This is a genomic window from Bradyrhizobium retamae (genome assembly GCF_001440415.1).
Lineage (GTDB): Bacteria > Pseudomonadota > Alphaproteobacteria > Rhizobiales > Xanthobacteraceae > Bradyrhizobium > Bradyrhizobium retamae.
Window position 1 is genome coordinate 33,513 of record NZ_LLYA01000135.1, and the last position, 23,702, is coordinate 57,214.

Here is a 23,702-nt window from a genome sequence, read left to right on the forward strand (position 1 = left end):
AATAAGACGCAGCACGCGCGACAGGGTGGTGATCGCCGCCATCGCGCTGGTGTGCGCTGCCGCCTCGGTTTCTCCTGCGGCTCGACCGATCCGCGGGCTCTCCATCGATATTCTCACAGCGCTGCGCTGGGAGGTGTTTGGCCGAAGGCAGGATCCCGCCGCTTCGGCCGCGGTCGTCGTCGCGATGGACGAGGAGAGCTTGCGCACCGCCCCTTTCAAGGACGCGCCGATGCTGACCTGGACCGGGGAGATCGGCCGCGTGCTGACGGCGACACTCGAAGGCGGCGCCAAGGTAGCGGGCTTCGACGTGGTGATCCCGAAATCGATCGAGCAGTCGGAGATACCGTTCGGCGAGGGCACGCTCGGCGAAAAGGTCCGCGGGTTCGACCGCGATTTTCTTCGCGCGCTCGCCCGGGCGACGGCGAACGGCAAGGTGGTGCTGGGAGAGGTCCTGGGCGGCAACCAACCGGTCGGGCCGTCGCCGGGACAGCGCGTCGCGGTGCGCCAGCAGCAGAACATCCGCCCGCTCAACGATCACGTCGACAGCGACGATATCCTGCGGCGCATGCCGCTAAGCTTCACCATCAACGGGTCAAGGGTGCCCTCGATGGCCGTCGAGCTCGCCTCCCGGGCGCTCGGCGCTGCACCCGAGTTCGATGAGCGCGGCAGGCTGACGCTCGCCGGCTACCGGGTTCCCGGCCGCGTGCCGAACACGATGACACTGAATTTCGAAGGCGGCGCCGACGACATTCCGACCTTCTCGTTCGCCGATTTGCGCGCCTGCGCCGTCAAGAACGACAAGGACTATTTCCGCCGCTGGTTCGGCGGCAAGGTCGTCATCTTCGGCACCGTGCTCGACATCGAGGACCGCCGCTTCACGTCCAAGCGCTTCGCTACCGGCATCGAAGGTGCGCGCACCCCGCGCTGCACGGCCGAGAGCACGCCGGTTACCGCGGGCTTCAAGAAAAGCACGATCGCGGGCGTCTATGTCCATGCCACCGCAGTCAACAATCTGGTCGGGCGCAATGGCGTGGTCGAACCCGGCCCGCTTCCCCGTTTGCTGATCGCGACTTTGATTGCTGCGCTCGCTGCAGCCGCCGCCTGGGTGTTCCGGCCCGTCATCGCGTTCGCTGCCTGGACGGGCATGATCGTGCTCGGCGTGGCCGGCGCGACGGTCGCCTTCAACCACGCGCTGGCGCTGCCGCTCGTCGAGCCGATCCTTGCCAGCCTGACCGCGCTGGCCGCAACCATTGGCTTCCGCTTCGTCATCGCCGACAAGGATCGCCGCCTGCTGCAGAAGAGCTTTGCGCTCTACCTCGCCCCGCACGTCATCAACCGCATGCTGTCGTCGAGCAAATTGCCGGAGCTCGGCGGCGAAACACGCAACGTGACGGTGTTTTTCTCCGACATCGAAGGATTTTCGCTGATCGCGGAAAAGATGTCGCCCGACGGCCTGATGGAGCTGATGAACGAATATCTTTCGGCGATGACCGACGTCATCGAGCGCCATGGCGGATATGTCGACAAATATATCGGCGACTCCATTGTCGCGGTGTTCGGCGCCCCGGCTGACGATCCCGACCATGCCGCGAACGCAGCACGCGCCGCGCTGGACTGCTGCACGCAACTGGCGGAACTCAACGCCTCCTCCGCCGTGTTTCGCGACTGCAAGCTGGCGCAGCGGATCGGCATCAATTCCGGCGAGGCGCTGGTCGGCAATTTCGGATCGCGGCGGCGCTTCAACTACTCCGTGATGAGCGACGCAGTGAACCTGGCCTCGCGGCTGGAGGGCGCCAACAAATTCTACGGCACCACCGTGATCGCGTCCGAGACGACGGTTGCGCTTGCCGGCCAAGCCTTCGCCTGGCGCGAACTGGACGCCATCAGGGTCAAGGGGCGAACCCAGGCGCTCAAAATCTACCAATTGCTAGCGCTATCGGCGGGGCTGACGCCCTCGCAGCAGACGGTGATCGCCAACTACGCCGACGGGCTGGTGCACTGGCGAGCCCGCGAGTTCGCGCACGCTGCAGAGTGTTTCGGCCGTTCGGCCGATATCGACCGGCCGGCATCGCTGTTTGGCGCGCGGGCCCGGGAATTGGTCCAAAACCCGCCGGGCGACGATTGGGACCCGATCCGGACGTTGCAGGAAAAATGACGGCCCGATGACCGCCGGTTTAGGTTACCGGCGCGAAAGTGCCTGACGGCCATCTCGACAAGCCTGTCCAAGGTGTATAGACGAGCGCGGCGCAATCCGGCGCCAGGTATGAGTTCGTCGTCCGATGGCCACCCCCAAGCGATACGACCGGATCGCCTTCGTCGCGAGCGCAGGCGCCGAGGCGCAGACCGCGCTGGCGCAGCTCGTCAAGCTCTATGGCAATCATGACGCCGATGATGCCGACGTCGTGGTGGCGCTCGGCGGCGACGGCTTGATGCTGCAGACGCTGCACGCCCACATGCGCTCGGGCAAGCCGATCTACGGCATGCATCGCGGCACCGTCGGCTTCCTGATGAACGAATTCACCACGCATGATTTGCATACGCGGCTGGCGGCGGCGCGGGAATCCCTGATCAATCCGCTCTTGATGCGCGCGACCGACGTGAATGGCGTAGTGCATCTGCATCACGCCATCAATGAAGTCGCGCTGTTTCGCCAGACCAACCAGGCCGCGCACCTGCGCATCCTGATCGACGAGCACGAGCGGATGGCGGAATTGATCGCCGACGGCATCCTGGTGGCGACGCCGGCCGGCTCCACCGCCTATAATCTGTCGGCGCAGGGACCGATCCTGCCGATCAACGCCGCGCTTCTGGCGCTGACCCCGATCAGCGCGTTCCGCCCGCGCCGCTGGCGCGGCGCCCTCCTCCCGAACTCCGCTTTTGTGGTGATCGAGGTGCTCGAGGGTGAGAAGCGTCCGGTCGCGGCCGCCGCCGACCATGACGACGTGCGCGATGTCCGCCGCGTCGAGGTGTTGTCCGACAAGACGATTTCGATGCGGATGCTGTTCGATCCCGGCCACAGTCTCGAGGAACGCATCCTGCGCGAGCAGTTCGGGTATTAATTCGGATTCGCCGAGCCCTCCTCACGCCGGTTTTGCAACCATTCCTTAACCGCCGCCGCGATATGGTTAACGCCAGTATATTGTTTGGCCGGGCCGGACCATGTATCGCATTGACTTCAACAAGCTGCGGTTTCTGATTTGCGACGACAATCCGCATATGCGCCGCATCCTGCGGACGCTGCTGCATTCGTTTGGCGCGCGCGAAGCCTATGAAGCCGAGGACGGCGCCACAGCGCTCGAAATGTACAGCCACTACGTGCCCGACATCGTCATCACCGACTGGGCGATGCCAATCTTCGACGGCCTCGAACTGGCGCAGATGATCCGGCAGCCGGAATCGAAGGGTAACCCTTACGCGCCGATCATCATGCTGACCGGACATTCGGAGAAGCGGCGCGTCACGGTCGCGCGCGACGCCGGCGTCACCGAGTTCCTGGCCAAGCCGATCTCGGCCAAGGGACTTTATCAGCGCATCCTCAACGTCGTCGCCAATCCGCGCCCCTTCATCAAGACCAAGACCTATTTCGGCCCCGACCGGCGGCGCAACACCAACAACGCGTATATCGGCCCCGAGCGGCGGGTCGGTGGCGAGATGGAAGTGATGCAGCAGCCGTCGTTGCTCGACAAGGCGCGGTCGAACGTTTAGCGCGAGCCTGGAGAGACCATCATGGCGAAAGAAAAGCCGGGGACGATGCAGGTCAAATCGTTTGCCGATCATCACGTGATCACGCAGCCCAATCCGTTGCGCAAGGTATTGCTGCGCGTTCCCGAATCCGATCTCGACGATCCTGTCGGGCGCGCAGAAAAGGCGCTTGCAGGACTATCCGGTGAATTCAAGAACTGGATGACGATCGAGGCGGACCGGCTCTCGGCCGCGCACGAGGCCATTCTCCGCGACGGCTTCACCATCGACAACCGCGAAGAGCTGTTTCGCGCCGCCCATGACATCAAGGGCGATGCCGCCACGTTCGGCTTCCCTTCCGCCGGCGCCGCGGCCGAAAGCCTGTGCCGCATCATCGAACATGCCCCCGACCTCGATCAGGTCCCATCCGAGCTGATCACCCATCACATCAATGCCATCCAGGCGATCGTGCGCGAACGCACCAAGCTCGACACCGCCACGATGGCGAGCGCGCTCAGCAAGCAGCTCCGCGGCGTCGCGGATGAATTCCTGCTCAAGGTCAACCGCGACCGCCCCGAGCATCTCGAAGCGATCCTGGCGCCGAGCATCGTGCCGGCGGAGTAGGATCCCTCTCTCCCGTCATTGCGAGCGAACCGAAGCAATCCATCGCGCCGCATGCGCGGAACGATGGATTGCTTCGTCGCTTACGCTCCTCGCAACGACGGTGAGATCGAGAGCTACGCCGCGATCAGATCGCGCACGGCTGGTACGAACGCTTCGTCGGCGACCAGCTCCTCGCAGAACAGGCGAGCTTCCTCGCGTGCGGACTCGGTTGCGAACCGCCGCAGCAGGATCAAGAGCGGCTCGGCGGCCTTGCGGTCGGTCTCGCAATGGGTCAGCACACGCTCGACCATGCGGCGGCGCAGCCTCGCGGCGCCGCCGATCGTGTCGACAAAGCCGGTCTCACTGCTGACCTCGAGCGCGATACGGAAGGCTCCGAATGTCGATTCGGGAAGGCCCGCGCGGATCAGGAGGGCCTGCAGGCTGGCGCCGCCGCGGTCGTGCAGCAGCGCGGCGACGCGGGCCAGCGGCAGGTCGGCCAGTTCGGCAAGCGCCGCATCGAACAGTTCGAGATTGCCCGACAATAGCGCGCGCAGGATCAGGCCGGCGGTCAGTTGCCCGGTGGCGCGCAGGTGCCGCACCAGGCCGAGCATGTCATCGCCGCGCGAACGCGCCGCGATATTGACGGCCGAGCGCTCGCGCGCGTCGCTCGCCAGCCGCCCTGCCCGGTCGGCGCTCAGCCAGTTCCGCGCGACGACGAATTGCGCCAGCGTCTCGGAGAGTTTCGCGACCAGCGCCGCGCGGGTGGCGGCCGGCAAGCCTTCCAGCACCAGCATGGCTTCCCTGATCGCGGCGAGATGGCCGTGACGTTCGACGATACGGTCCCAGGAAAACGGCGCGAGCTCCGCGTAGGCATTCTCGATCAGTTCAAGCGCCGCGGCCGCCGAGCCGACTTCGGCAATCGCGGCGGAAACCGAGGGCGGCAGGTTGACGCGGCGGGCGATGGCGCATTGCGTGTCGCTGTTGCCGGTGGCGACGATGTCGACGAGGTCGGCGTCGATCAGAAGCGGCGAATGTTCGAGCACGGGAAGCGCGATCGAGGGCTGATCGAGCGAGAGCGCCTGCACGATGGCCGCCGGCGCATCCGAGCTGCGCGCGAAGACTTCCGACATCGCCTGGCGCACCAGCGGCGACGGATCATCGAGCAGCATCAACAGCGCGCCTTCGGCGGCGATGCGATCGTCCTCGGAAAGATCTGAAATCAACCAGGCCCGCGCCAATGCCCGCGTCGCCTCTGCCCGCTCGCCTGCCGGAGCGGTGCGAATCCAACTGATGAACTGCCGAACGATCATGGTCCTGGCTTTACGCAACCTGAAACGACACCGTGACGCGGTGCCACTATTAGAAAAAATAAACCATGACGCTTAACAAAGGGTTCACCATAAACGGCTGGTTTTATTGACGTTTTGTTAAGGGTGCGACGACGGCTGCGTGTTGCGCTGCTGATCCGGGATCCATCCGAACTCGCCCACCGCGATGGGTCCCGGTTCTGCGACGCATCGCTACGCGCTGCATCGCGCTCGGGACAGGGGTGAGCGTCAGCTACTGAACGTGCCGTTGCGGTCGCTGAAGAGATCGAGTCTTCCGGGTGCGCGGACTTCGGGCTTATGTCCCGACAATACGGTGCTCGCGGAGGTAACTGGCGACGAATTGCTGCCCCACAATTCCTGCACCGCCGGCGAAATCGGCTGTGTGCGTTCGCCGGCCTGGAACAGCGAGCGGAAGATCGGCTCCGTTGACGCCGAAGCGGTCTGCGCCGTTGCCGCCACCGGCGTTACCGCGCGCTGATCGGGGAAGCTTGACAGATAAGCCGCGTTGTCGATCGCCGTCGTCGCCGGCGCGGCGCTCGCGACGGTGATACGCCGGGGCAGATCGCCGCCGGCAGCCGCCATCGCGGTGCGCGTCACCGGTGAACTGGCGGCAGCCGCATAGTGCGTGCTCAGCACCGAATAGACCTGTGAGACGCTGCGCGGCTGCCCCGAACGGTCGTAGAAGATCGATTGATTGGCCGCCGCAGCGTTCGGAAACATCTGCACGGCTGACGCGTTCGGATTGTCCTCGGCGTTCTGGATCAGCTTGCCGGCGCCGCCGACGCCCATGAAATGCGCCATGTAGAGTTCGGCATCGGTCGGGCGGCGCCCGATCTTGCCGGTCAGCTTGAAACTGTTGGATTGCGTCAGCACCGCCGCCATCGATGCGGCAGCGTCGGGATCGTCGCGCAGCCGCATGATCGCGGCGCGTGCCGCGGGATCGTCGACCGAATAGCTGCCGGACGGATTTTTGGTGATGGCGTCGGCATATTTGCCGTAGCCGAGATGGGCACCCGCCTCCTTCACCGTGCCGAGCCAGGTCTGGTCGATGAATTGAAACAGGCCGCGCGCCGACGAGGTGGTTGCGGCGGCCTTCGGGTTGAAATTGGATTCCATTTTCGCGGTGGCGAGCAGATATTCGAAGCTGGCGCCGGTCGTGGATGCGGCCTGCTTGATCGAGCCCGCGATCCTCGCGCGCGCGGGATCGACACCTGCCGCAGCCGTGGCGCTTGCTGTGTCGACCGCCATATCCGTGGTGCCCCGCTCCTCGCGAACCTCGCGGGCTCGTGAACGCCGCCAATCCGGCGCTTCACCGACCCAGCGTGCGACCTTTATGGTTAATGCCGGGTTAAAATGCCGCATCTCCAACATAAAACAGGAATGAACTTTTCGGTCGTTCGACCGACTGAATATTTGACGTTGGATCTGACCGGCTCGCAAACGAGGTGAAATTCCGGGCAATCACGACCGTCCGACTGAAAGCAAGGCCTTCCGCAGTCTTCCCAGAGAGGATCAAGATCATGACAGACCATGCACTCCACTCCCCTCCCGCAAAGACCATAACCGGCGGCTTGACGGCTGTGCTGTACGGCACGCTCACGTACCTGCTGTTTCTCGGTACATTTCTTTATGCGATTGCCTTTGTAGGCAACTTGCCGGTACCAAAGACCATCGATAGCGGCACCGCCGGGCCGCTCGTTTCTTCGCTGCTCATCAATGTCGTCCTGCTTGGCGTGTTTGCAATCCAGCACAGCGTGATGGCGCGTCCCGCCTTCAAGCGCTGGTGGACAAGGATCGTGCCGCTATCGGTCGAGCGTACGACCTACGTGCTGCTTGCCAGCCTCGCATTGCTCCTGCTCTACTGGCAATGGCGGCCGATGACAGGCATCATCTGGTCGACGACTGATCCGGTTGCGGCAATTGTCCTTCAGACGATTTCCTGGTTAGGCTGGGCGGTGGTGCTCGCCAGCACCTTCATGATCAACCATTTCGAGCTGTTCGGCCTGCGCCAAGTGCTGGCGCGGCTTCTCGGGCGCGAGTTGCCCCCGGCCGAGTTCAAAACGCCGATGTTCTACAAGGTGGTCCGGCATCCGATTTATCTCGGCTTCCTGCTTGCGTTCTGGGCGACGCCGACGATGACGGTCGGTCATCTGGTGTTCGCCATCGCCACCACCGGCTATATCCTCATCGGCATATGGCTGGAGGAGCGCGACCTGATAGCGCTGTTCGGCGACCAGTACCGCCGCTACCGGCAGCAGGTCTCGATGCTGATCCCGCTGCCGCGAAACAAGGCGAAGGTCGGGTGACATTTGTTTCACGGTGCCCGGCCCAGTTCCGGGCATCGGTTTTTCCGGCCGGTAGAGGGTTAGAACGGCAAGGCTGGCCTTCTCAGCCGGAATGCTTGTAGCGTCTTGACGCATCCATCACATCATGAGGTACCATGGCGCGCGCGGCAGTGAAGAAGATCGAAACCAGCACGAGCTTGCTCGAAGCTGCCAAGAAGGTGTTGCGCCGCGCCGGCTATGCCGGACTTTCCACTCGCGAAGTCGCTGCAGAAGCGGCCGTGCCCTTAAGCCAGATCCACTACCATTTTGGCTCCAAGCAGAACATGGTTCTGGAGCTGTTCGAACATCTCAATGCTCAACTGCTCGACCGGCAGAACAGGCTGTTCGAAGATCCATCGCTAAAACTGTCCGAGCAGTGGTCCCGCGCCTGTGACTACCTCGATGAGGATATCGCTTCGGGCTACGTGCGTGTGCTGCAGGAGCTGATCGCGGTGAGCTGGCATGACGCGGAAGTAGCAAAGGTGATCCGAGCCGGCCTCATGGGCTGGATCGACCTGATCGTAGGCGTGGTACGGAGGACCGAACAGATGATCGGGCCGCTCGGCCCGTTCTCGGCCGAAGAAGTCGGCGCGATCGCCGCCTCCAGTTTCATCGGCGGCGAAAGCCTGTTCCTGCTGGGACTGGAGAAAAAAGGCGCGCCGATAAGGGCGTCGCTGCGGCGCGTCGGCGACCTCATTCGGATTGCGGAAGGATCTTCACCAGAAAAAGGGTGACAGCATGCGAGCAAAGCTGGCGGACAGCGAGGGTTTCATCACCCGAGACGGCGTGAAACTCGCTTACGAAAGCTACGGCGCCGGCGCGGAAACCATTCTGTTTATCCCGCCATGGAGCATCGTCCACTCGCGAATCTACAAGGCGCAGCTTCCCTACTTCAGCGAACGTTTCCGCTGCATCGCTTATGATGGCCGCGGCAACGGCAAATCCGATCGACCGGAAGACGTCACTGCCTACACGATCGACAACTACGTCGCCGACGCGCTTGCCGTGATGGACGGCCTCGAGGTGGAGCAAGCTATCCTGGTCGGACTTTCGTTCGGCGGGTTGCTCGCCTCCATTCTCGCCGCCTATCACCCGACGCGTGTGCGGGCAGCCATCCTCGCCGGCACGGTCTCGACCATCGGACCTGCGCACCAGGCAAGATTTGCGGCCTCGCATTTTCTCGCCGAGAGAGACAGTTACGACGGCTGGAACAAGTTCAACCGTGACTATTGGCTGACGAGTTACCCTGATTTCGCGGAGTTCTTCGTTCGCAACATCTGCAGCGAGCCGCATTCGACCAAACAGATCGAGGACGGGGTCCGTTGGGCTGCCGAGACGGATGGACCAACCCTGATCAAAACCGTCGAAGCGCGAAACATTCCTCCCCAATTCGATGTCAGCGCGGAAATGTATCGCAGCATCCGCTGCCCGGTTCTGTTCATCCACGGCGACAACGACCAAATTCAGCCCTGCGAGCGCGCCCGGGCGGCCCACGCCGCGGTGAGCGGCTCGGAGTTCGTAACGATCAGAGGCGGCGGTCATAACCCTCTCGGCCGGTATCCGGCCAAGGCGAACGCGCTGATCAACGACTTCATCGATCGCCGGCTCGCCATCCGCCCGCTTGCACGTGAGGCCCTGCCGCACAGTGCACGCCAGAAGCGCGCCCTCTATCTTTCCTCGCCGATCGGCCTCGGCCATGGCCGCCGGGACATCGCCATCGCCCGCGAGCTGCGCAAGCTTCATCCTGACCTCACGGTGGACTGGCTGGCGCAAGATCCGGTCACGCGTCTGCTGGAGGCCGGCAACGAACATGTCCATCCGCTAAGTGCAAGGTTGGCGAGCGAAACGCGGCATATCGAGCTCGAAAGCGGCGAACACGAATTGCACTGCTTTCAGGCTCTCCGCCGCATGGACGAGGTGCTGATCAAAAACTTCATGATCTTCCAGGACGCCGTCGAGCAAGGCGCTTACGACATGGTGATTGCGGACGAGGCCTGGGATATCGATCACTACTGGCACGAGCATCCCGAGCTGAAAAAGGCAAAACTCGTCTGGTTGACCGACTTCGTCGGCTACGTGCCGATGCCGTCCGGCGGCAAACATGAGGCGCTGCTGACGACCGACTACAATGCCGAGATGATCGAGCATATCGAGCAGCATCCTGGCGTGCGCGATCGAGCGATTTTCGTGGGCCACCCTGAAGACGTGGTGCCGCTATCGTTCGGTGCGGATCTGCCCCTGATGCGTGATTGGGTACCGAGGCACTTCGATTTCGCCGGCTACGTCATCGGCGAGCACCCCCAAACCTTCGGCAGCCGCCAATTTCTTCGCGAAGCGCTTGGCTACCGGAACGGCGAACAGATTTGCATCGTCACCGTCGGCGGATCGGGGATCGGGGCTCACCTGATCAAGCGCGTCCTGCAGGCCTATCCCATCGTGAAAGCCAAGCTGCCGGCGTTGCGCATGGTGGTGGTCGCCGGTCCCCGCATTGATCCGGCGTCGCTGCGCGCGCCGGAGGGCGTCGAGATACGGTCGTTCGTCGCCGATCTCGACCGGCACCTTGCTGCATGTGACCTGGCGCTGGTTCAGGGCGGGCTCACCACATGCATGGAGCTCGCTGCCGCCGGGACGCCGTTTGTCTATTTTCCGCTGCGAAACCATTTCGAGCAGAACTTTCACGTCGCCCACCGGCTCCGCCGCTATGGCGCAGGCATCCAAATGGACTTCGCTTCGTCAACCCCCGATATGATCGCCGACGCCATGATTTTGGCCATGTCGAGGCCGGATAGACCGAAACCGGTCGAAGCCGATGGTGCGAGACGCGCAGCCGCCATGATCGGTGAGCTGTTGGCATAACCGGCCCGGAACCGACGCCAGTTATTTCCGGTAAACATTGCTCGGATCGAACTGCCGGTCGGCATCGACGAACGTCAGCAGCGCACCGCCCCCGGCGGCGTCGATCTTGCGGTAGAAGCAGGAATGCCGCCCGGTGTGACACGCCGCGCCCTGCTGCTCGACGCGAATCCAGATGGCATCCTGGTCGCAATCAACGCGTATCTCGACCACGCGCTGGGTCTGGCCTGACGTCTCACCTTTTCGCCACAACGCATTGCGGGACCGGCTGAAGTACCAGGCGTCGCCGCTTTCGATCGTCTTGCGCAGGGCTTCGTCGTTCATGTGCGCGACCATCAGGACCTCGCCGGTCGCAGCATCGGTGGCAACGCAGGTCACGAGACCGGACGCGTCGAACTTGGGCTGGAAGGTCAGCCCCTCCTCGCGCTCATTGGTCGTTGCGGATGTGGACACGACAGGGCCTCGCGGAGAAATTTCGGCGAGGCTACCGGTTGGACCCTCGCACCAGGGACAGGAAACGCGCCTGCTCCGCGGGATTATCGCGGAACATGCCGGTAAAGCGGCTGGTGAACGTCATCGCGCCATGCTTGGCGACGCCGCGCACCGACATGCAGGTATGCTCCGCCTCGATCAGCACGGCAACGCCGCGGGGTTTCAGCACCTCGTCGATCGCAGCCGCGATCTGGGCCGTCAGGTGCTCCTGGGTCTGCAGGCGGCGGGCGAAGATATCGGTGAGCCGAGCCAGCTTCGACAATCCGACCACCCGCTCCACCGGCGTATAGGCGATATGCGCCTTGCCGTAGAACGGCATCATGTGATGCTCGCATTGCGAGGTGAATTCGATGTCGCGGACCAGGACAAAGTCGTCATAGCCGGCGGTTTCGCCAAAGGTGCGGTCCAGCACCTCGGCCGGGCACTGATGATAGCCCTGATAGAGCTCGTCGAAGGCTTCGACCACGCGGCGGGGCGTATCCAGCAAACCCTCGCGATCGGGGTTTTCGCCGATATAGCTGAGCAGCGTGTGCACGGCGTGTTCGGCCTCGGCGCGCGACGGGCGCGGCAGGTCGGCGCGGACGGCAGCGGCCAGGAACTCGGCCGGATCGAGCTCGGCCGGGCGGGTTTCCGGGGCCACATCGGGCGATTTCACTTCGGAAGGCTTCAAATCGGAAGGCTTGCTAGGGCGGAGGGATTTGATCAATGCGTCCATGTCTTCTCCGTTCGACCGGCCTGCAGAGACCGGAGTGTCACCGGGCAGACGGGGCGGTTTTGCCGCCGGGCGCCTGAGTCCCATCCACAACACGCGGACGGCCGAACTGGTTTCCATGACTGGTCCATGTCCGTCCGCCTACGGCAAACGGCCGGGCTGTTTTTCCGCCGTTCCTGTCCATATATAGGACGATGAAACCCAGCCGCCAAGGGCGCTCGGATCGCCGCCCGGGACACCGATTCTCATGCTGAACGACATCTACAACAAGCGGATCATTGAATTGGCGGGTAATATCCCCCGCCTCGGTCGCCTTCCCGACCCCCACGCCAGCGCCACCGCCCATTCCAAGCTGTGCGGCTCGACCGTCAAGGTCGACCTCAAGATGGACGGGCCCGTGGTCAGCGACTTCGCCCATGACGTGAAGGCCTGCGCGCTCGGACAAGCCTCCTCCTCGATCATGGCAAGCCATGTAGTGGGCTCGACGGCTAGCGAGTTACGTGAATTGCGAGAAACCGTGCGCAAAATGTTGAAGGAAAACGGCGGTCCCCCGCAGGGCAAATGGGCCGACATCGCCCTGCTCGAGCCGGTGCGCGACTACAAGGCCCGCCACGCCTCGACCATGCTGACATTCGACGCCGTGGTCGACGCTATCGGCCAGATCGAAGCCAAGGCAAAGCAGCCGGCGCAGGCGTGAGCCCAGTCACCACCGTCACGGCGTACTGGATCATCCGCTTTCGCTTTCGCGGATGATGACCACCGTGGGATGGGATGCAGCCTATTTCTGTTGCGGCTGATTCTGTTGCGGCTGAGCCGCCTGCGCCGGCGCAGAGCCACCTGTCGGAACCGCGGCTTCGGCGGTCTTGGTCGACTTGCCCGACTGCGACTGCGCGTCGCCCTCCATCACGGAACTGATGAAGCGATCCTGCGGCTTGGAAGGCTTCGCCTCGGCCATCGGTACCGACGCATTGTCCTGCGGGAACACATCGGCGACCGCATCGGTCGTGATCAGATTGGCCAGGCGCAATTCGCCGCGCGACAATTCATGCAGATCTTCCCACGGCGGCACGCTGAGCGCGAGCGACAGCAGATCGCCGGTGCCGCCCATGTCGAAAGTGTATTTCGTGAGGCGGCCGATGTCGCGTTGCACGATCATCAGATCCTGCGCGCTATAGCTGGCGGCCCTGGCGTCGTCGGCACGATCGCCCATCCATATCTGGTGCACGCGGACATGTGCGGCGGGTGGCACGTAACGTGTCTTGCCCGACAGCAGCAGGAACACGCACATCGACTCGCAATGGGCTTCCGGCACGACGCTCACGCGTTCGCCTTGCGGGGTCCGCGTGCGCACCGTGGTGCCAACGGTCGTCAGCGCGCCAAGGCTGCGGAACCGCCGGCCAAGCGCGATGGAATCGTTCACCGAGCCGCCGCTGGAATCCAGCACGATGGTCGCGCCCGCGAGCTGGCGACCCTTGGCGAATTCGTCGAACTCCCGCGGGCTATCTGATGTGACGATGCCGACGGCCGAGACCCAGCCCCTGCAATCCGGCTGGCATGCATTCCACTTGAAATGCATCGGCTGTTTGCGTTCTTCGAGGGTACCACCAGCATACGCCGAGTCACCCAGCACTGTGATCGCGCCCGGCAATGCGAGGCAAAAGGCGGTGGCACCGAGAAGGGCCCAGCCGCGAAGTTTCAGCGACGTCTCAAACCTCAATTTGGTTCCTTCCCCCAAGCCCCGTTTACGACTAGTGGCAATGGCCCCGTCTTAGCGCGAGATGATTCTGTCATCGATCCGTATGAAAACGGTAACTGTGCTGACGTGTGTCGTCCATAATACCTTGGCTTGGTGCGCCGCATTGCAGTGCGATAATTCCTAAGTGTGGCTAAATATCTGCAGGAATTGAGTTCCTTGCTTGGGAACCCCCGCAAGACTACGTACATAGTGCTGCATGGCATCGGCAGGTCCTTCATCGTCACAGCGAAAACAATGCACGGATTGTGCCAGCATTGCCCGTCGTCTGCCGCGCAATGCCGGACGCGCACTGATATGGATCTATCGGCATTCGCTGTCGCTGCTGGTCGGCTACAACTGCCGGCATCTGCCGACATGCTCGGTGTATGGCGACGAAGCGATCGAACGTTTCGGTTTGTGGGGCGGCGGCTGGATGACGCTGGCGCGGCTGTTGCGCTGCCATCCCTGGGGCACGTCCGGGATCGACAACGTGCCGCTCACTGCACCTCCGGAAGCGCGATGGTATCTGCCGTGGCGCTACGGACGCTGGCGCGGCGTCAACCCTTCCTGAGTACGACGCTCGCAGCGATTGCGGCTTAGCGCCAGACGAAGAACCCGCCGCCCCATGGCTGTGGTCCGCCCCATTGCTGCGATCCGATATTCGCAGGCGGCCGCGGCCTGCGCGGGCGCTGTGGCGGTGGCGGCGGCGCCTCCGCCGATGCCGTGGCGTCGATAGCGGGCGATCCATCGTCCGGCAATCTCACCGACAGCAGCACATTCGTTTCCGGCGTACGCCAGCGATAGCCGATGCCGAAATCGATCGGCTGTGCGCGACGGAACAGTGCAGCATATGACTCCTGGTAACGCCCCGCGAATTCGTCGATCGGTCCCAGATAACGCCCGAATGGGAACAAGCGCCATTTCTTCGTGCTGTAGTAAGCGAGCGGGATTCCAGAATCGTCCTGGATGATGGTGGCGCTGTTATTGAGCAGGAAGTCGCGCACCGTGGTGAAGTTGCCGGAGTGCAGCAGATAGGACGCGCTCTTGACCAGGCTGTTGCCGGGCGCGAGCGTCGCACAAAATTTCAGGAAACCGCTCGCCTTGACGCCGGAGTTGGATAGATCGGTCGAGAAATAATACAGCGTCTTTTCCTGACCCTCGGGGTCCACGAAGATGATGCGCACGCCGCGCACGGCATTCGGCCCGGGATTTTCGCCTGCGAAATACGCTGCACCCTTGTCGTCCAGCGAGATCGGACTGACGCCCTTCACGGTCATGCCCGAGCGAGCCAGAAACACATAGAGAATCGGCAAGGTGCCGCTGATCTGGCCCGCCTGCAGATCGGTCTTCATCTGCTTGGTGATGAAAAAGCTGAAGCTCAGGATCGAACTGAGCGAACGTTCGACGTTGTAGAGCGCGGACGCAATGCCGCCGCGCGGCAAGACCGTCAGGTCGGGCACAGAGCCAACCGGCTCGAGCGCACTCAGCACGTAGGTCGAGGCCTTGGAATAGAAAGCGTTCGCATAGAGAATATCCGGGCCTGAGAACATGTAGAACATGGTCGGCCGCGGCGCAGCCAGATTGGTTTCCGCCCAGGCGCGGATCCGCGACAACTGGCGCTGCTCAAGCTGGCCGAACGCGGTGTCGAAGAATTTGGCGTGCCGTTGCCAGGCGGGATCTTTGGTGAGCGGCACCAGCGGCGAGTCCGCCGAGGGCATCAGCCCCGCGAGAAATTTCGCGGTGTCGTCCACCGTTGCGGTTTGGGCACGGACGGCAGCCACGGCCGCCAGCAGCATGACAGCAGCAAGCGTCGCCGTTCTCATACAGTGCAGCATGCTCATTCGCGACCCGTTGCGGCCACGGCGACTTGATCTGCCCGCTTGCGGAAGACGGCGTAGATCAAGAGACCTGAAAACATGATCAAAAGGCCCAGCATCGACTGCAACGGCCGTTCGGTCAGAAGGTAGTACATCATGAACCCGGTCACGGCCAGGAAAACCACAGGGGTTACCGGGTATCCCCAGGCACGGTAGGGCCGCGGCAGGTACGGCTGCGTGATGCGCAGCTTGATCACCCCGAGCACGGTAAAGAACGAGCAGAACAGCAGCGCGAACTGGATGAAGTCGAGCACCGCCTCGAAGCTTCGCGTAAGCAGCATCAGGCTCGCGACCGTGAGCTGAAACAGAATGGCGTAGGCCGGCGCGCCGCTGGCCGACCGGCTGGCGAACGGCCGCAGCACCGGAATGTCCTCGCCCATCGTCATCATGACGCGCGGACCGATCCACATCATCGCGCTGATCGAGGAGATCAGCCCGAAGCAGATCATCGCGCCGACGATGCGGCCGCCGAGCTCGCCGAAGATGTAGCTGCCGGAGATGCGGGCGACGTCGAGCTGGCCCGCAAGCTTGTCGATCGGCGCGGTATGCAGGAACACGGCGTTGAGCGCGACATACAGCACGAGCACGATTAGTGTTCCGATCAGCATCGCCCGCGGCACGTTGCGCTCCGGCGACCTCACCTCGCCGATAATGTAAGTTGCCGCGTTCCACCCTGAGAACGAGTACATCACGAACACCAGGCTGATCGCGAACGGTGCGCTGACGATATGGGTGAAGTCGGACGCCGATGGCGCGAACGATACCGGCTGCGCGGTGCCGATCACGAAGCCGCAGACCAGGAAGGCTACGATCAGCACCACCTTCAGGATGGTCGCGACCAGTTGAAAGGTCGAGGAGTGCCTGATGCCGGCGAGTTGCACCAGCGACACCAGCCAGACCACGCCGATCGCAAGTGCCAGCGGCGGCGTGTTGGGCAGCACCGATTTGCCGTACTCGCCAAACGCCATGGCGGCGAGCGCCACTGGCGCTGCAAAGCCGACCGTCGCCGACACCCAGCCCGCCACAAAACCGAAGGCCGGGTGATAGGCCCGACCGAGAAAGTTGTACTCACCGCTCGAGCGCGGAAACATCGCGCCGAGCTCGCCGTAGGAAAACACCCCGCACAACGCGACGATGCCGCCGACCGTCCACAGCAGCAGGATGGAAAAGCCCGAGGGGATGTCCTTGACCTGAAAGCCGAGGCTGGTGAAGACGCCGACACCAACCATATCGGCAACTACGATGGCAACCGCCACCAAAGGCGAAACGGTGGAGCCGCTGCCAGACCGCGAGCCAGGCCAGGCCGGGCTTCCCGTTTCAGATGCCGCCATCTCGGACCGTACCTTCAGCGCCCAGCCAGGAGCTCATCGTGCAGGCTGACGCCGCTCAATTCAAGCAATGCTAACAAGGGCTTAAACTGAGATACAAAATAGGTTACATGGTACCTCCAGATGCACCGTGCCACTACTGGATTGCGAAAACATCGTGGCGATCCCACAATCGCGACACGATTGCATGGTCTCCTTTGGGCTTCCGGATGCGGGGAGTTTTTCCGGACGCTTAACGTCGCCTAAACGCGTGCGAGCTTACGCCGGTTGACGGTGGATCTTGGGGCATTGGGTGGATGGTCGGAGCTAATCCGAATTTCCCGACAGTTGATCGCGCCAGCCGGGCGACGTCTTCGGCCATGCCGCGCCGTGGGCTGCCCCTGCGATGGCACTGGGCGGCGATGGCCGCGCTGATCGTGCCGCTATCCTTCGTCCTGGTTCAATGCGGCAAGGCGCCGACCCCGGAAATGCTGGCGGCAAACACCGATGGCGCCAAATCCCGGGCCGCAAAGCCGCAGGCTTCCGCCGACACGTTCGACGACCGTTTCCCCCAGCCGCAATTCGCCGACCGTTTCCCGACAGCGGGTGAAAGCCTGCCGCAAGTCCAGCGCCAGGTCGCACTGGCGCCGCAGCCGCGCGCGGTGCGTACCGAGCCGGTGCGGGTCGCCTCGCTGACGCCAACGCTGACGCTACCCCGCAATGAGCGTGAAGAGCTGACCACGCTGGTCAGCATGAAATCCTCCGCCTTCCCTTATTTCGGCACTAATCCGCGCTCGGAAGAACCGTTCCTCAACATCGTCAAAGGCGACCGCAAGGGCCATCGCAGCTACAGCGGCAAGGTCTATTGGCAGGACGAGACCTACAACGACAGCCGCGTGCTGGTACATGTCCCCGAGACATTCGATGTCAGGAAGCCGGGCGTGATCGTGGTGTTCTTCCACGGCAACGGCGCGACGCTGGAGCGCGACGTCCGCGACCGCCAGTTAGTGCCGCAGCAAATCTCGGATTCGGGCGTCAACGCCGTGCTGCTCGCCCCGCAAATGGCTGTCAACGCCGCCGACTCCTCGGCCGGCAAGTTCTGGCAGTCGGGCGGCTTCAAGCGCTTCATCGAGGAGTCAGCAAGCCACCTCGCCCGCCTTCACGGCGATCCGAAATCGGCGCAGGCGTTCGCCAACATGCCGATTGTGATCGTCGGCTATAGCGGCGGCTTCCTGCCGACGGCGTGGAGCCTCGAGGTCGGGGGCCTTTCCAACCGCGTCCGCGGTGTATTCCTGCTCGACGCCGTCTATGGCGAGCTCGACAAGTTCGCGTCGTGGATCGAGAAAAACCGGACCGGCTTCTTCGTCTCTTCGTATACCCGCTACACCAAGCGGCACGATCTGGAGCTGATGCAGATGCTCCGCGACAGGGGCATCACCGTCACCGAGAGCATGGACGGGCCGTTGAGGCCCGGCAGCGTCGTGTTCGTGCAGACGCCCGACGGCGTCACCCATCGCGATTACGTGACGCAGGCCTGGACCGAGCATCCGGTGAAGGAGGTGCTGGTCAAGATGGCCGCAACGCCGGCTTTGACGCGGGTCGCCAGCACGCCATACGCCAACCGGTAGCCTCGCCGTACCGTCAGGCTCGCGGTGAGATCTTGTCGCACCCAGATGTTACGTTATAACATTCCATTTTTCCATCTTACAGGACAGCGATGCGCCGACTTCTTGCTATCGCGATGGTTTTTAGCGGAATGTCCGGCGCAACCAGCGATGCGCACGGCCCTGCCGCCGAACATCGCACCCACGCTGCGGGCACCGCGCAGGCTTTTCGGCTCGTGGTTGCCGATGCCAAGGCCGCGGCGCTCAAGATCTTTGATCTCGAAAACGGCCAATTGCTTGCCGCACTGCCCTTGGCCAGTCCGGCGCGGCTCCACGCGGGAGCCTCTGGCCGCTATGTGTATGCTGTGCAGCCCGAAGCGGATGAAGTCGCTGTCATCGACACCGGCATTGAACTGGGGAGCCACGGCGATCATGCCGACATCAAGATTTCCGCTCCAGCGCTTCTGTCTTCCCGGCTTCGCGGCGTGCGCCCTTCGCATCTCACGCACGATAACGTCCGCGTTGCCGTGTTCTTCGATGGCGACGGAACAGCCCAGATTTTCAACGAGCAAGACTTTGTCGCGAGCCGCATGGAACGCATTCAGCGCATCCAAACGGGCGTCAAGCATCACGGCGTGGCCGTTCCGGTTGCAAGGCGTTTGGCCGTCACCGTTCCACCCGCAGGCGAAGGCCTTCCGGATGCGATCGAGCTCCGCAGCGAGGACACGCCAAAGCCGCACCGGATTGAATGCCCAAGCTTGCACGGCGAAGCGGTGACCAGCCGCTTCGTCGTTTTCGGATGTGCGGATGGCGTTGCGATCCTCGAGATGGCACGCAACGGCGTCGTCAGTCGCCAACTCCCCTATCCAGCTTCGCTACCGCCTGGACGCATGATCCGCCGCATGACCGGCGCATCAGGATTTACATTCGTTGCCGGTGATTTCGGTCTTCACGGCATGGTCATCGTCGATCCTTCTGCCGAAGATGGGGACTTCCAATTCATCGCTCTGCCCGCGCGCAGGATGGATTTCAATCTCCATCCGGAGTCGGGAGACCGGCTATTCGTCATCATTGAGGATGGTACCCTTCTCGGCATCAACCCGTTGACCGGCACGACCGAAGCCCAAACACGCGTTACCGAGCGCTATGCGATGGATCAGAGCACCGTCCGCCCGCGGATCGCTTCCATAGGCCCGTATGTCGCCGTCTCCGACCCGCGTACGGGCGAAGTGGCAATTCTCGACGCTACAACACTCGGCGAGCGACAGCGTATCAAGGTAGAGGGCGTCCCCTCAGACCTGCTTGCGATCGGAGGGGATGGCGTGAGCCATTGAATGATTGGCGCCGTGAACGATTGGCGCCTGCTGCGAACGAGCGTTCATGGACCTGCCTACCACCGCGTACGAAGAGAAAGCTCGAAGGTCCGCGGCGTGCCAAGAATGACGTAGTTCGCGTCCGTGGCCCACGCTGCGTAGACCGCGTCGGTGATATTGCGAACGCGAAACGTCAGGTCGGCGTTTTGCACAAAACGGTAGGTGGCAAAAACATCCGCGGTGGTGGCAGACGGCAACGTCACCAGGTTGGCATCGTCAGCCTTGATGGAGGCCCTGTGATTGATCCACCCGCCGACCGCCCAATTTGTGAACGGCTGCCACGTGGCGCCAAAGTTCGCCACGACCTGCGGCACATTCGGCGGCGTATTGCCCGTGTAATTCGCGGTCGTACTGGTTCGATATTCGTCATACTGGGCATTCACGTAGGCAAAGTTCGCCTCGAGCCGCAAAGCCTCCATCGGGCGATAACTGCCGGAAATCTCAAAGCCGCGGGATGACTGCTTGCCCACCTGAACCGTGAATCCCGTCAGAGGATCGGTTGAGGGGATATCGGTCTTTTCGATGTGATAGACGGCCGCCAACAGCTCACCTCGTCCATTCGCGAAGGCGTATTTGATACCGCCTTCCACCTGGCGCGCATTGGCGAGGGTGAAGGGGGTATCGGTGACGCCCAATGTGAACAGAGCAAAGCGCGGCTCAACCGCAGTTGCGTATTGCGCGTAGAGCGTCGTGTCGGCACGAATGTCCCACAACGCACCCATGCGGTACGTGCTGGCTTCGAACGTCTTGCTGTAGAGCTGGTTCGTCGGCTGCCGATTGTAGTCCACCTCCATTTGGTCGACCCGAAACCCGCCAACAATTTTGACCCCTTTGAGCACCTCCAGGCGCGCCTCGCCGAAAACCGCCTTCTGGGTCAGATCCGCACGCACGTTTTGTGTCCGTGCAGTGCCTCGCGTGAAGAAGTCCGTCGGTGCGGGATTATAGGGATCGACGAGTTGAAGCGATGTCACCTCGTTGCGCGGACTGTCCCATCGCGTGCTTGCAACCTCAACGCCCATGACTGTCGACAGCGGCATCGCTCCCAAGCTGCCGTTCCAGTTCACGTCGAAACGATCGCCAATAAAGCGATGATCGTAGCCGAGATTCTCCCACGTTTGCCGGCAGATCTGGTCCGTACCGGTGTTGTTGAGGAGGTTCTGCCCGCGGAAAGAGCAGGTGCCGCCTGCGGGAATATAGGCAAAGCGGTATGTGTTGATCCAATCGCGATCGGATTGATAAGACCAGAAGCGATTGCGGATCTTTAGCTCCTCGGTGTCATACGTCGTGTTCCAGCGCAGCCACAGCACACTGTCGTCGTATTTGTTGTTCGGCAGGTTGTTGTAGTTGACCTCGCGGAGATCGGAGCGGATCTGCCCTCGCACCAGAGGCGTGCCCCAATACGCGTTCTCGATTTTCGATTTCATGTAGTCAAAATCGACGGTCGATGACAATTGCGGCGTCACGTCCCAGCGCAAGGCGCCCGCGACGTTGCCGTATCTGACCTGGTTGTCGTCAACCGGGCCGTTGTGTCCGTTGACGACGCCATCGAGCCGATAAGAGAAGCCGTTCCCCAGCGGACCTCCCTTTCCCGCGGCCTGGCGGACGCCTTCGCGCGTAGTGAGCGAGGAGATCGTTTCAAACGGCTCGTTGACCCCGCTCGGTTGCTTGCGAACGAGATTGACGGCGCCGCCGATCGCGCCTTCACCGTAAAGCACCGACGCCGGTCCGCGCAGCACGTCTACCCTATCGAAAATAAAACTGTCGTAGTTACGCGTGCTGATCGTGGTGTTGGTGACACGGATTCCGTCATAGAGCACCGCGACGCCGTTCTCGGTGAACCCCCGCGTCGACGCGACGCCGGCAGCTCCTGGCCGGACGGCGGACGTGAAGCCGGTCAGGCCTTGAAGCGCGTCCACCCAACTCGTCTTGCCTCGCTCCTGCATCGTGGCCTGATTGATGCTCTCCACGCTGGCGGGGATGTCGCGAGCCGTGCCCGGCAGTCGCGATCCGGTCGCATTGGGTACGTTGAGATCGGTCGTCGAACGGATGTAGTCGCGCGGCAAGCCTCCCGGCCATCCGTCTATTGGGCCTTGCGGCGCTCGATCCGCGCCGGGCTGCGCCTGGCGCGCGACGGACGCGGCCCGCATCTGTGTGCGCTGGCTCGTTCGCTGCTTTGGCTTGGTGGCTGGCTGTCCTTCCACCGTAATCGCAGGCAGGACAGCCTGAGGGACGTTTTGGGCAATGGCGGGCCGTGCACCGTCCGCGGCAAAGGATGCTGCGGCCAGAACTGCCAAGAACACTGCCAAGAACCGCGTTCGGCGTCCGATCCGCCCCCTGACTTCATCCCAATTGCCAATCTTTTCCATTGCTTACAGCCCCCGAAGCGTAATGTTATAACATCACACTTATGGAACTCGCGTAAGGATGTCAAAGTCTCCGGGCGCTATCAGCGCGGCGCGCTTTCCTGGATCTTTTTCGGCTTGGTTAGAATCACCGTCGTCAGTGCGAGCGCGACAAAGGCGGCCCCGACATAGCCGTTGGCAAAAAGGAGATCGCGCGCGTACAGGAAACCGCCGATGGCCGAACCAATGGCCTGTCCGACGTAGAGCACGGATGTGTTGAGAGATACCGACGCGGACGCCAGCGCAGGCGCGGCGCCGACCAACCTCACCTGCTGCATCGAATTGGTGGAAGCAAATCCAATACCCCAGATCGCGACGGAGACAGCCATCAGCGGATAGATGCCGGCGCTGAGCGCCCATCCGCCCACGCCAGCCAGCAACACCGACGTGAACAGCATCGAAGTCTTCCATGCGCCCCAGGAATCGACGATACGGGTTCCGATCGCGGTGCCGATGACGCCGCAGACGCCGTAGACGGCGAATATCACGGCGATCGGGTCCGGGCCCGCCCCTGTCAGCCGCGCCAGCAACGGGCCCATATAGGTGAACACCACGAACTGGCCGGACATCTGCGCAGTCGTGATCAACAGCAAGAGCAGGATTGTCCGGTTGCGGCCGATCGCTGCCCAGGTCTTGAGATCGACGGGCGCACCCGTCAGCCCGCGGGGCAGGCGCCACGCCAGCAGGAGGAAACTCAGGCAGCTCATTGCACCAATGGCGCCATAGACCACCTGCCAGCCATAGCGGCTGGCGATGAAGGTGATCGCCGGCAGGCCGACGGCCGCAGCCAGCGACCAGCCGAGAAAGATATAGGCGATGGTGCTGCCGCGCCTTTCTTCAGGCACGATCAGTGCGGCCGTTCCCGCCGCCTGCGGCGTGTAGAGCGCGCCGATTGCCAGCATTAGCAGGCGAATGACGAGTAGGCTCGCATAGTCAGGCGCAAAGGCGGAAGCAATGTTGGAGAGCGCCAGCACGGCAAGTGTAGCCGTCAGCAGAGTGCGCCGCTCGATCCTGGAAGTCAGCCACGCCGTGATCGGCGAACCGACGCACAACATGATCGCGCCGAAGGTGATCAACAGCCCCGCGGTGCGGATCGAGACGTCAAGACCGGCAGACAGTTCGACCAGCATGCCCGCCGGCGCCAGCACCGAGCAGCCGGTGACGACGTTGCCGAGCATCAGCGCAGTCGGTGCAAAACGGCGCTCGGCGTGGACAGGCCCGGACACATGTTTCATGCAGATGCATCTAGACTGTGGGCCGTGCCAAGAAAAGGACGAGATACCGGATTATTTGTCATCGCTTGTTATGAGTTCATTGATCGACGGCGCTGATGCCGAGCGCACGTCGCCGTGACGGAGAAGCATTTTTTCCGGACGATGGGGCCAGATGTCTGCCCTGCGGCCCTGCCACA

Annotated in this window: 21 protein-coding genes; 11 read left to right on the forward strand and 10 right to left on the reverse strand. The window is 62.8% G+C overall.

The features are described from left to right. The first annotated feature begins 1 nt into the window (after nt 1). The 4 genes from CQ13_RS16155 (at nt 2) to CQ13_RS16170 (ending at nt 4,305) form a co-directional block, all read left to right on the forward strand. Nucleotides 2–2,155, forward strand: coding sequence for an adenylate/guanylate cyclase domain-containing protein (locus CQ13_RS16155; RefSeq protein WP_430649690.1), 2,154 nt, complete (start codon nt 2–4; stop codon nt 2,153–2,155). A 124-nt stretch (nt 2,156–2,279) separates the two neighbouring features. Continuing rightward, entirely contained in the window at nt 2,280–3,059 is a 780-nt protein-coding gene (locus tag CQ13_RS16160) for an NAD kinase (RefSeq protein WP_057843854.1), read from the forward strand. A 100-nt stretch (nt 3,060–3,159) separates the two neighbouring features. Next, complete coding sequence (locus CQ13_RS16165; protein WP_028349127.1) at nt 3,160–3,705, forward strand: response regulator; 546 nt, start codon at nt 3,160–3,162, stop codon at nt 3,703–3,705. 21 nt (nt 3,706–3,726) lie between these two features. Next, a complete protein-coding gene (locus CQ13_RS16170) occupies nt 3,727–4,305 on the forward strand; it encodes an Hpt domain-containing protein (RefSeq protein WP_057843855.1) in 579 nt (192 codons plus the stop codon). 113 nt (nt 4,306–4,418) lie between these two features. On the opposite strand, the gene CQ13_RS16175 is transcribed toward CQ13_RS16170, so the two are convergent. Both CQ13_RS16175 and CQ13_RS16180 read right to left on the reverse strand, forming a co-directional pair. Next, on the reverse strand, nt 4,419–5,594 hold the full coding sequence (locus CQ13_RS16175) for a DUF2336 domain-containing protein (RefSeq protein WP_057843856.1): 1,176 nt from the start codon (nt 5,592–5,594) through the stop codon (nt 4,419–4,421). A 246-nt stretch (nt 5,595–5,840) separates the two neighbouring features. Further along, nucleotides 5,841–6,860 (reverse strand): transglycosylase SLT domain-containing protein, encoded by a 1,020-nt coding sequence (locus CQ13_RS16180; protein ID WP_057843857.1) that lies wholly within the window; start codon nt 6,858–6,860, stop codon nt 5,841–5,843. A 272-nt stretch (nt 6,861–7,132) separates the two neighbouring features. Between CQ13_RS16180 and mddA the strand changes: the two genes are divergently transcribed. The 3 genes from mddA (at nt 7,133) to CQ13_RS16195 (ending at nt 10,792) form a co-directional block, all read left to right on the forward strand. Continuing rightward, a complete protein-coding gene (gene mddA / locus CQ13_RS16185) occupies nt 7,133–7,918 on the forward strand; it encodes a methanethiol S-methyltransferase (protein ID WP_057843926.1) in 786 nt (261 codons plus the stop codon). A 134-nt stretch (nt 7,919–8,052) separates the two neighbouring features. Next, nucleotides 8,053–8,670, forward strand: a complete 618-nt coding sequence (locus tag CQ13_RS16190; RefSeq protein ID WP_057843858.1) for a TetR/AcrR family transcriptional regulator — start codon at nt 8,053–8,055, stop codon at nt 8,668–8,670. Between the two features lie 4 nt (nt 8,671–8,674). Next, nucleotides 8,675–10,792, forward strand: a complete 2,118-nt coding sequence (locus tag CQ13_RS16195) for an alpha/beta hydrolase (protein WP_057843859.1) — start codon at nt 8,675–8,677, stop codon at nt 10,790–10,792. A gap of 21 nt (nt 10,793–10,813) precedes the next feature. Here CQ13_RS16195 and hisI read toward each other — a convergent pair whose 3' ends face one another. Further along, complete coding sequence (gene hisI, locus CQ13_RS16200; RefSeq protein WP_057843860.1) at nt 10,814–11,242, reverse strand: phosphoribosyl-AMP cyclohydrolase; 429 nt, start codon at nt 11,240–11,242, stop codon at nt 10,814–10,816. A 31-nt stretch (nt 11,243–11,273) separates the two neighbouring features. Beyond that, nucleotides 11,274–11,996, reverse strand: coding sequence for a GTP cyclohydrolase I FolE (gene folE, locus CQ13_RS16205; RefSeq protein WP_057843861.1), 723 nt, complete (start codon nt 11,994–11,996; stop codon nt 11,274–11,276). A 244-nt stretch (nt 11,997–12,240) separates the two neighbouring features. Here folE and CQ13_RS16210 point away from each other — a divergent pair, with 244 nt between their 5' ends. Beyond that, a complete protein-coding gene (locus CQ13_RS16210) occupies nt 12,241–12,690 on the forward strand; it encodes an iron-sulfur cluster assembly scaffold protein (protein ID WP_028349133.1) in 450 nt (149 codons plus the stop codon). A gap of 81 nt (nt 12,691–12,771) precedes the next feature. On the opposite strand, the gene CQ13_RS16215 is transcribed toward CQ13_RS16210, so the two are convergent. Further along, the gene (locus CQ13_RS16215; protein ID WP_057843927.1) at nt 12,772–13,710 is read right to left on the reverse strand and encodes a COG3904 family protein; all 939 of its coding nucleotides are present in this window, start codon (nt 13,708–13,710) and stop codon (nt 12,772–12,774) included. 235 nt (nt 13,711–13,945) lie between these two features. On the opposite strand from CQ13_RS16215, the gene yidD reads away from it, so the two are divergent. Then, nucleotides 13,946–14,299, forward strand: coding sequence for a membrane protein insertion efficiency factor YidD (yidD, locus tag CQ13_RS16220; RefSeq protein ID WP_057843862.1), 354 nt, complete (start codon nt 13,946–13,948; stop codon nt 14,297–14,299). A 25-nt stretch (nt 14,300–14,324) separates the two neighbouring features. Here the strand turns inward: yidD and CQ13_RS16225 are convergent, their stop codons facing one another. Together CQ13_RS16225 and CQ13_RS16230 are read right to left on the reverse strand one after the other, a co-directional pair. Next, nucleotides 14,325–15,563 carry a hypothetical protein gene (locus CQ13_RS16225; protein ID WP_156433708.1) on the reverse strand — a complete coding sequence of 413 codons (1,239 nt, stop codon included), beginning with the start codon at nt 15,561–15,563 and terminating at the stop codon, nt 14,325–14,327. A 2-nt stretch (nt 15,564–15,565) separates the two neighbouring features. After that, nucleotides 15,566–16,936 (reverse strand): APC family permease, encoded by a 1,371-nt coding sequence (locus tag CQ13_RS16230; RefSeq protein ID WP_057843863.1) that lies wholly within the window; start codon nt 16,934–16,936, stop codon nt 15,566–15,568. A gap of 293 nt (nt 16,937–17,229) precedes the next feature. Here CQ13_RS16230 and CQ13_RS16235 point away from each other — a divergent pair, with 293 nt between their 5' ends. Beyond that, entirely contained in the window at nt 17,230–18,540 is a 1,311-nt protein-coding gene (locus tag CQ13_RS16235; RefSeq protein WP_057843864.1) for an alpha/beta hydrolase, read from the forward strand. 53 nt (nt 18,541–18,593) lie between these two features. Here the strand turns inward: CQ13_RS16235 and CQ13_RS43055 are convergent, their stop codons facing one another. Further along, the gene (locus CQ13_RS43055; protein ID WP_156433709.1) at nt 18,594–19,373 is read right to left on the reverse strand and encodes a hypothetical protein; all 780 of its coding nucleotides are present in this window, start codon (nt 19,371–19,373) and stop codon (nt 18,594–18,596) included. A gap of 45 nt (nt 19,374–19,418) precedes the next feature. Here CQ13_RS43055 and CQ13_RS43060 point away from each other — a divergent pair, with 45 nt between their 5' ends. Beyond that, on the forward strand, nt 19,419–19,850 hold the full coding sequence (locus CQ13_RS43060; protein WP_197427352.1) for a hypothetical protein: 432 nt from the start codon (nt 19,419–19,421) through the stop codon (nt 19,848–19,850). Nucleotides 19,851–19,906: 56 nt separating this feature from the next. On the opposite strand, the gene CQ13_RS16245 is transcribed toward CQ13_RS43060, so the two are convergent. After that, nucleotides 19,907–22,183, reverse strand: a complete 2,277-nt coding sequence (locus CQ13_RS16245; RefSeq protein WP_210183071.1) for a TonB-dependent receptor — start codon at nt 22,181–22,183, stop codon at nt 19,907–19,909. 152 nt (nt 22,184–22,335) lie between these two features. Continuing rightward, entirely contained in the window at nt 22,336–23,526 is a 1,191-nt protein-coding gene (locus tag CQ13_RS16250; protein ID WP_057843867.1) for an MFS transporter, read from the reverse strand. Nucleotides 23,527–23,702 lie beyond the last annotated feature (176 nt).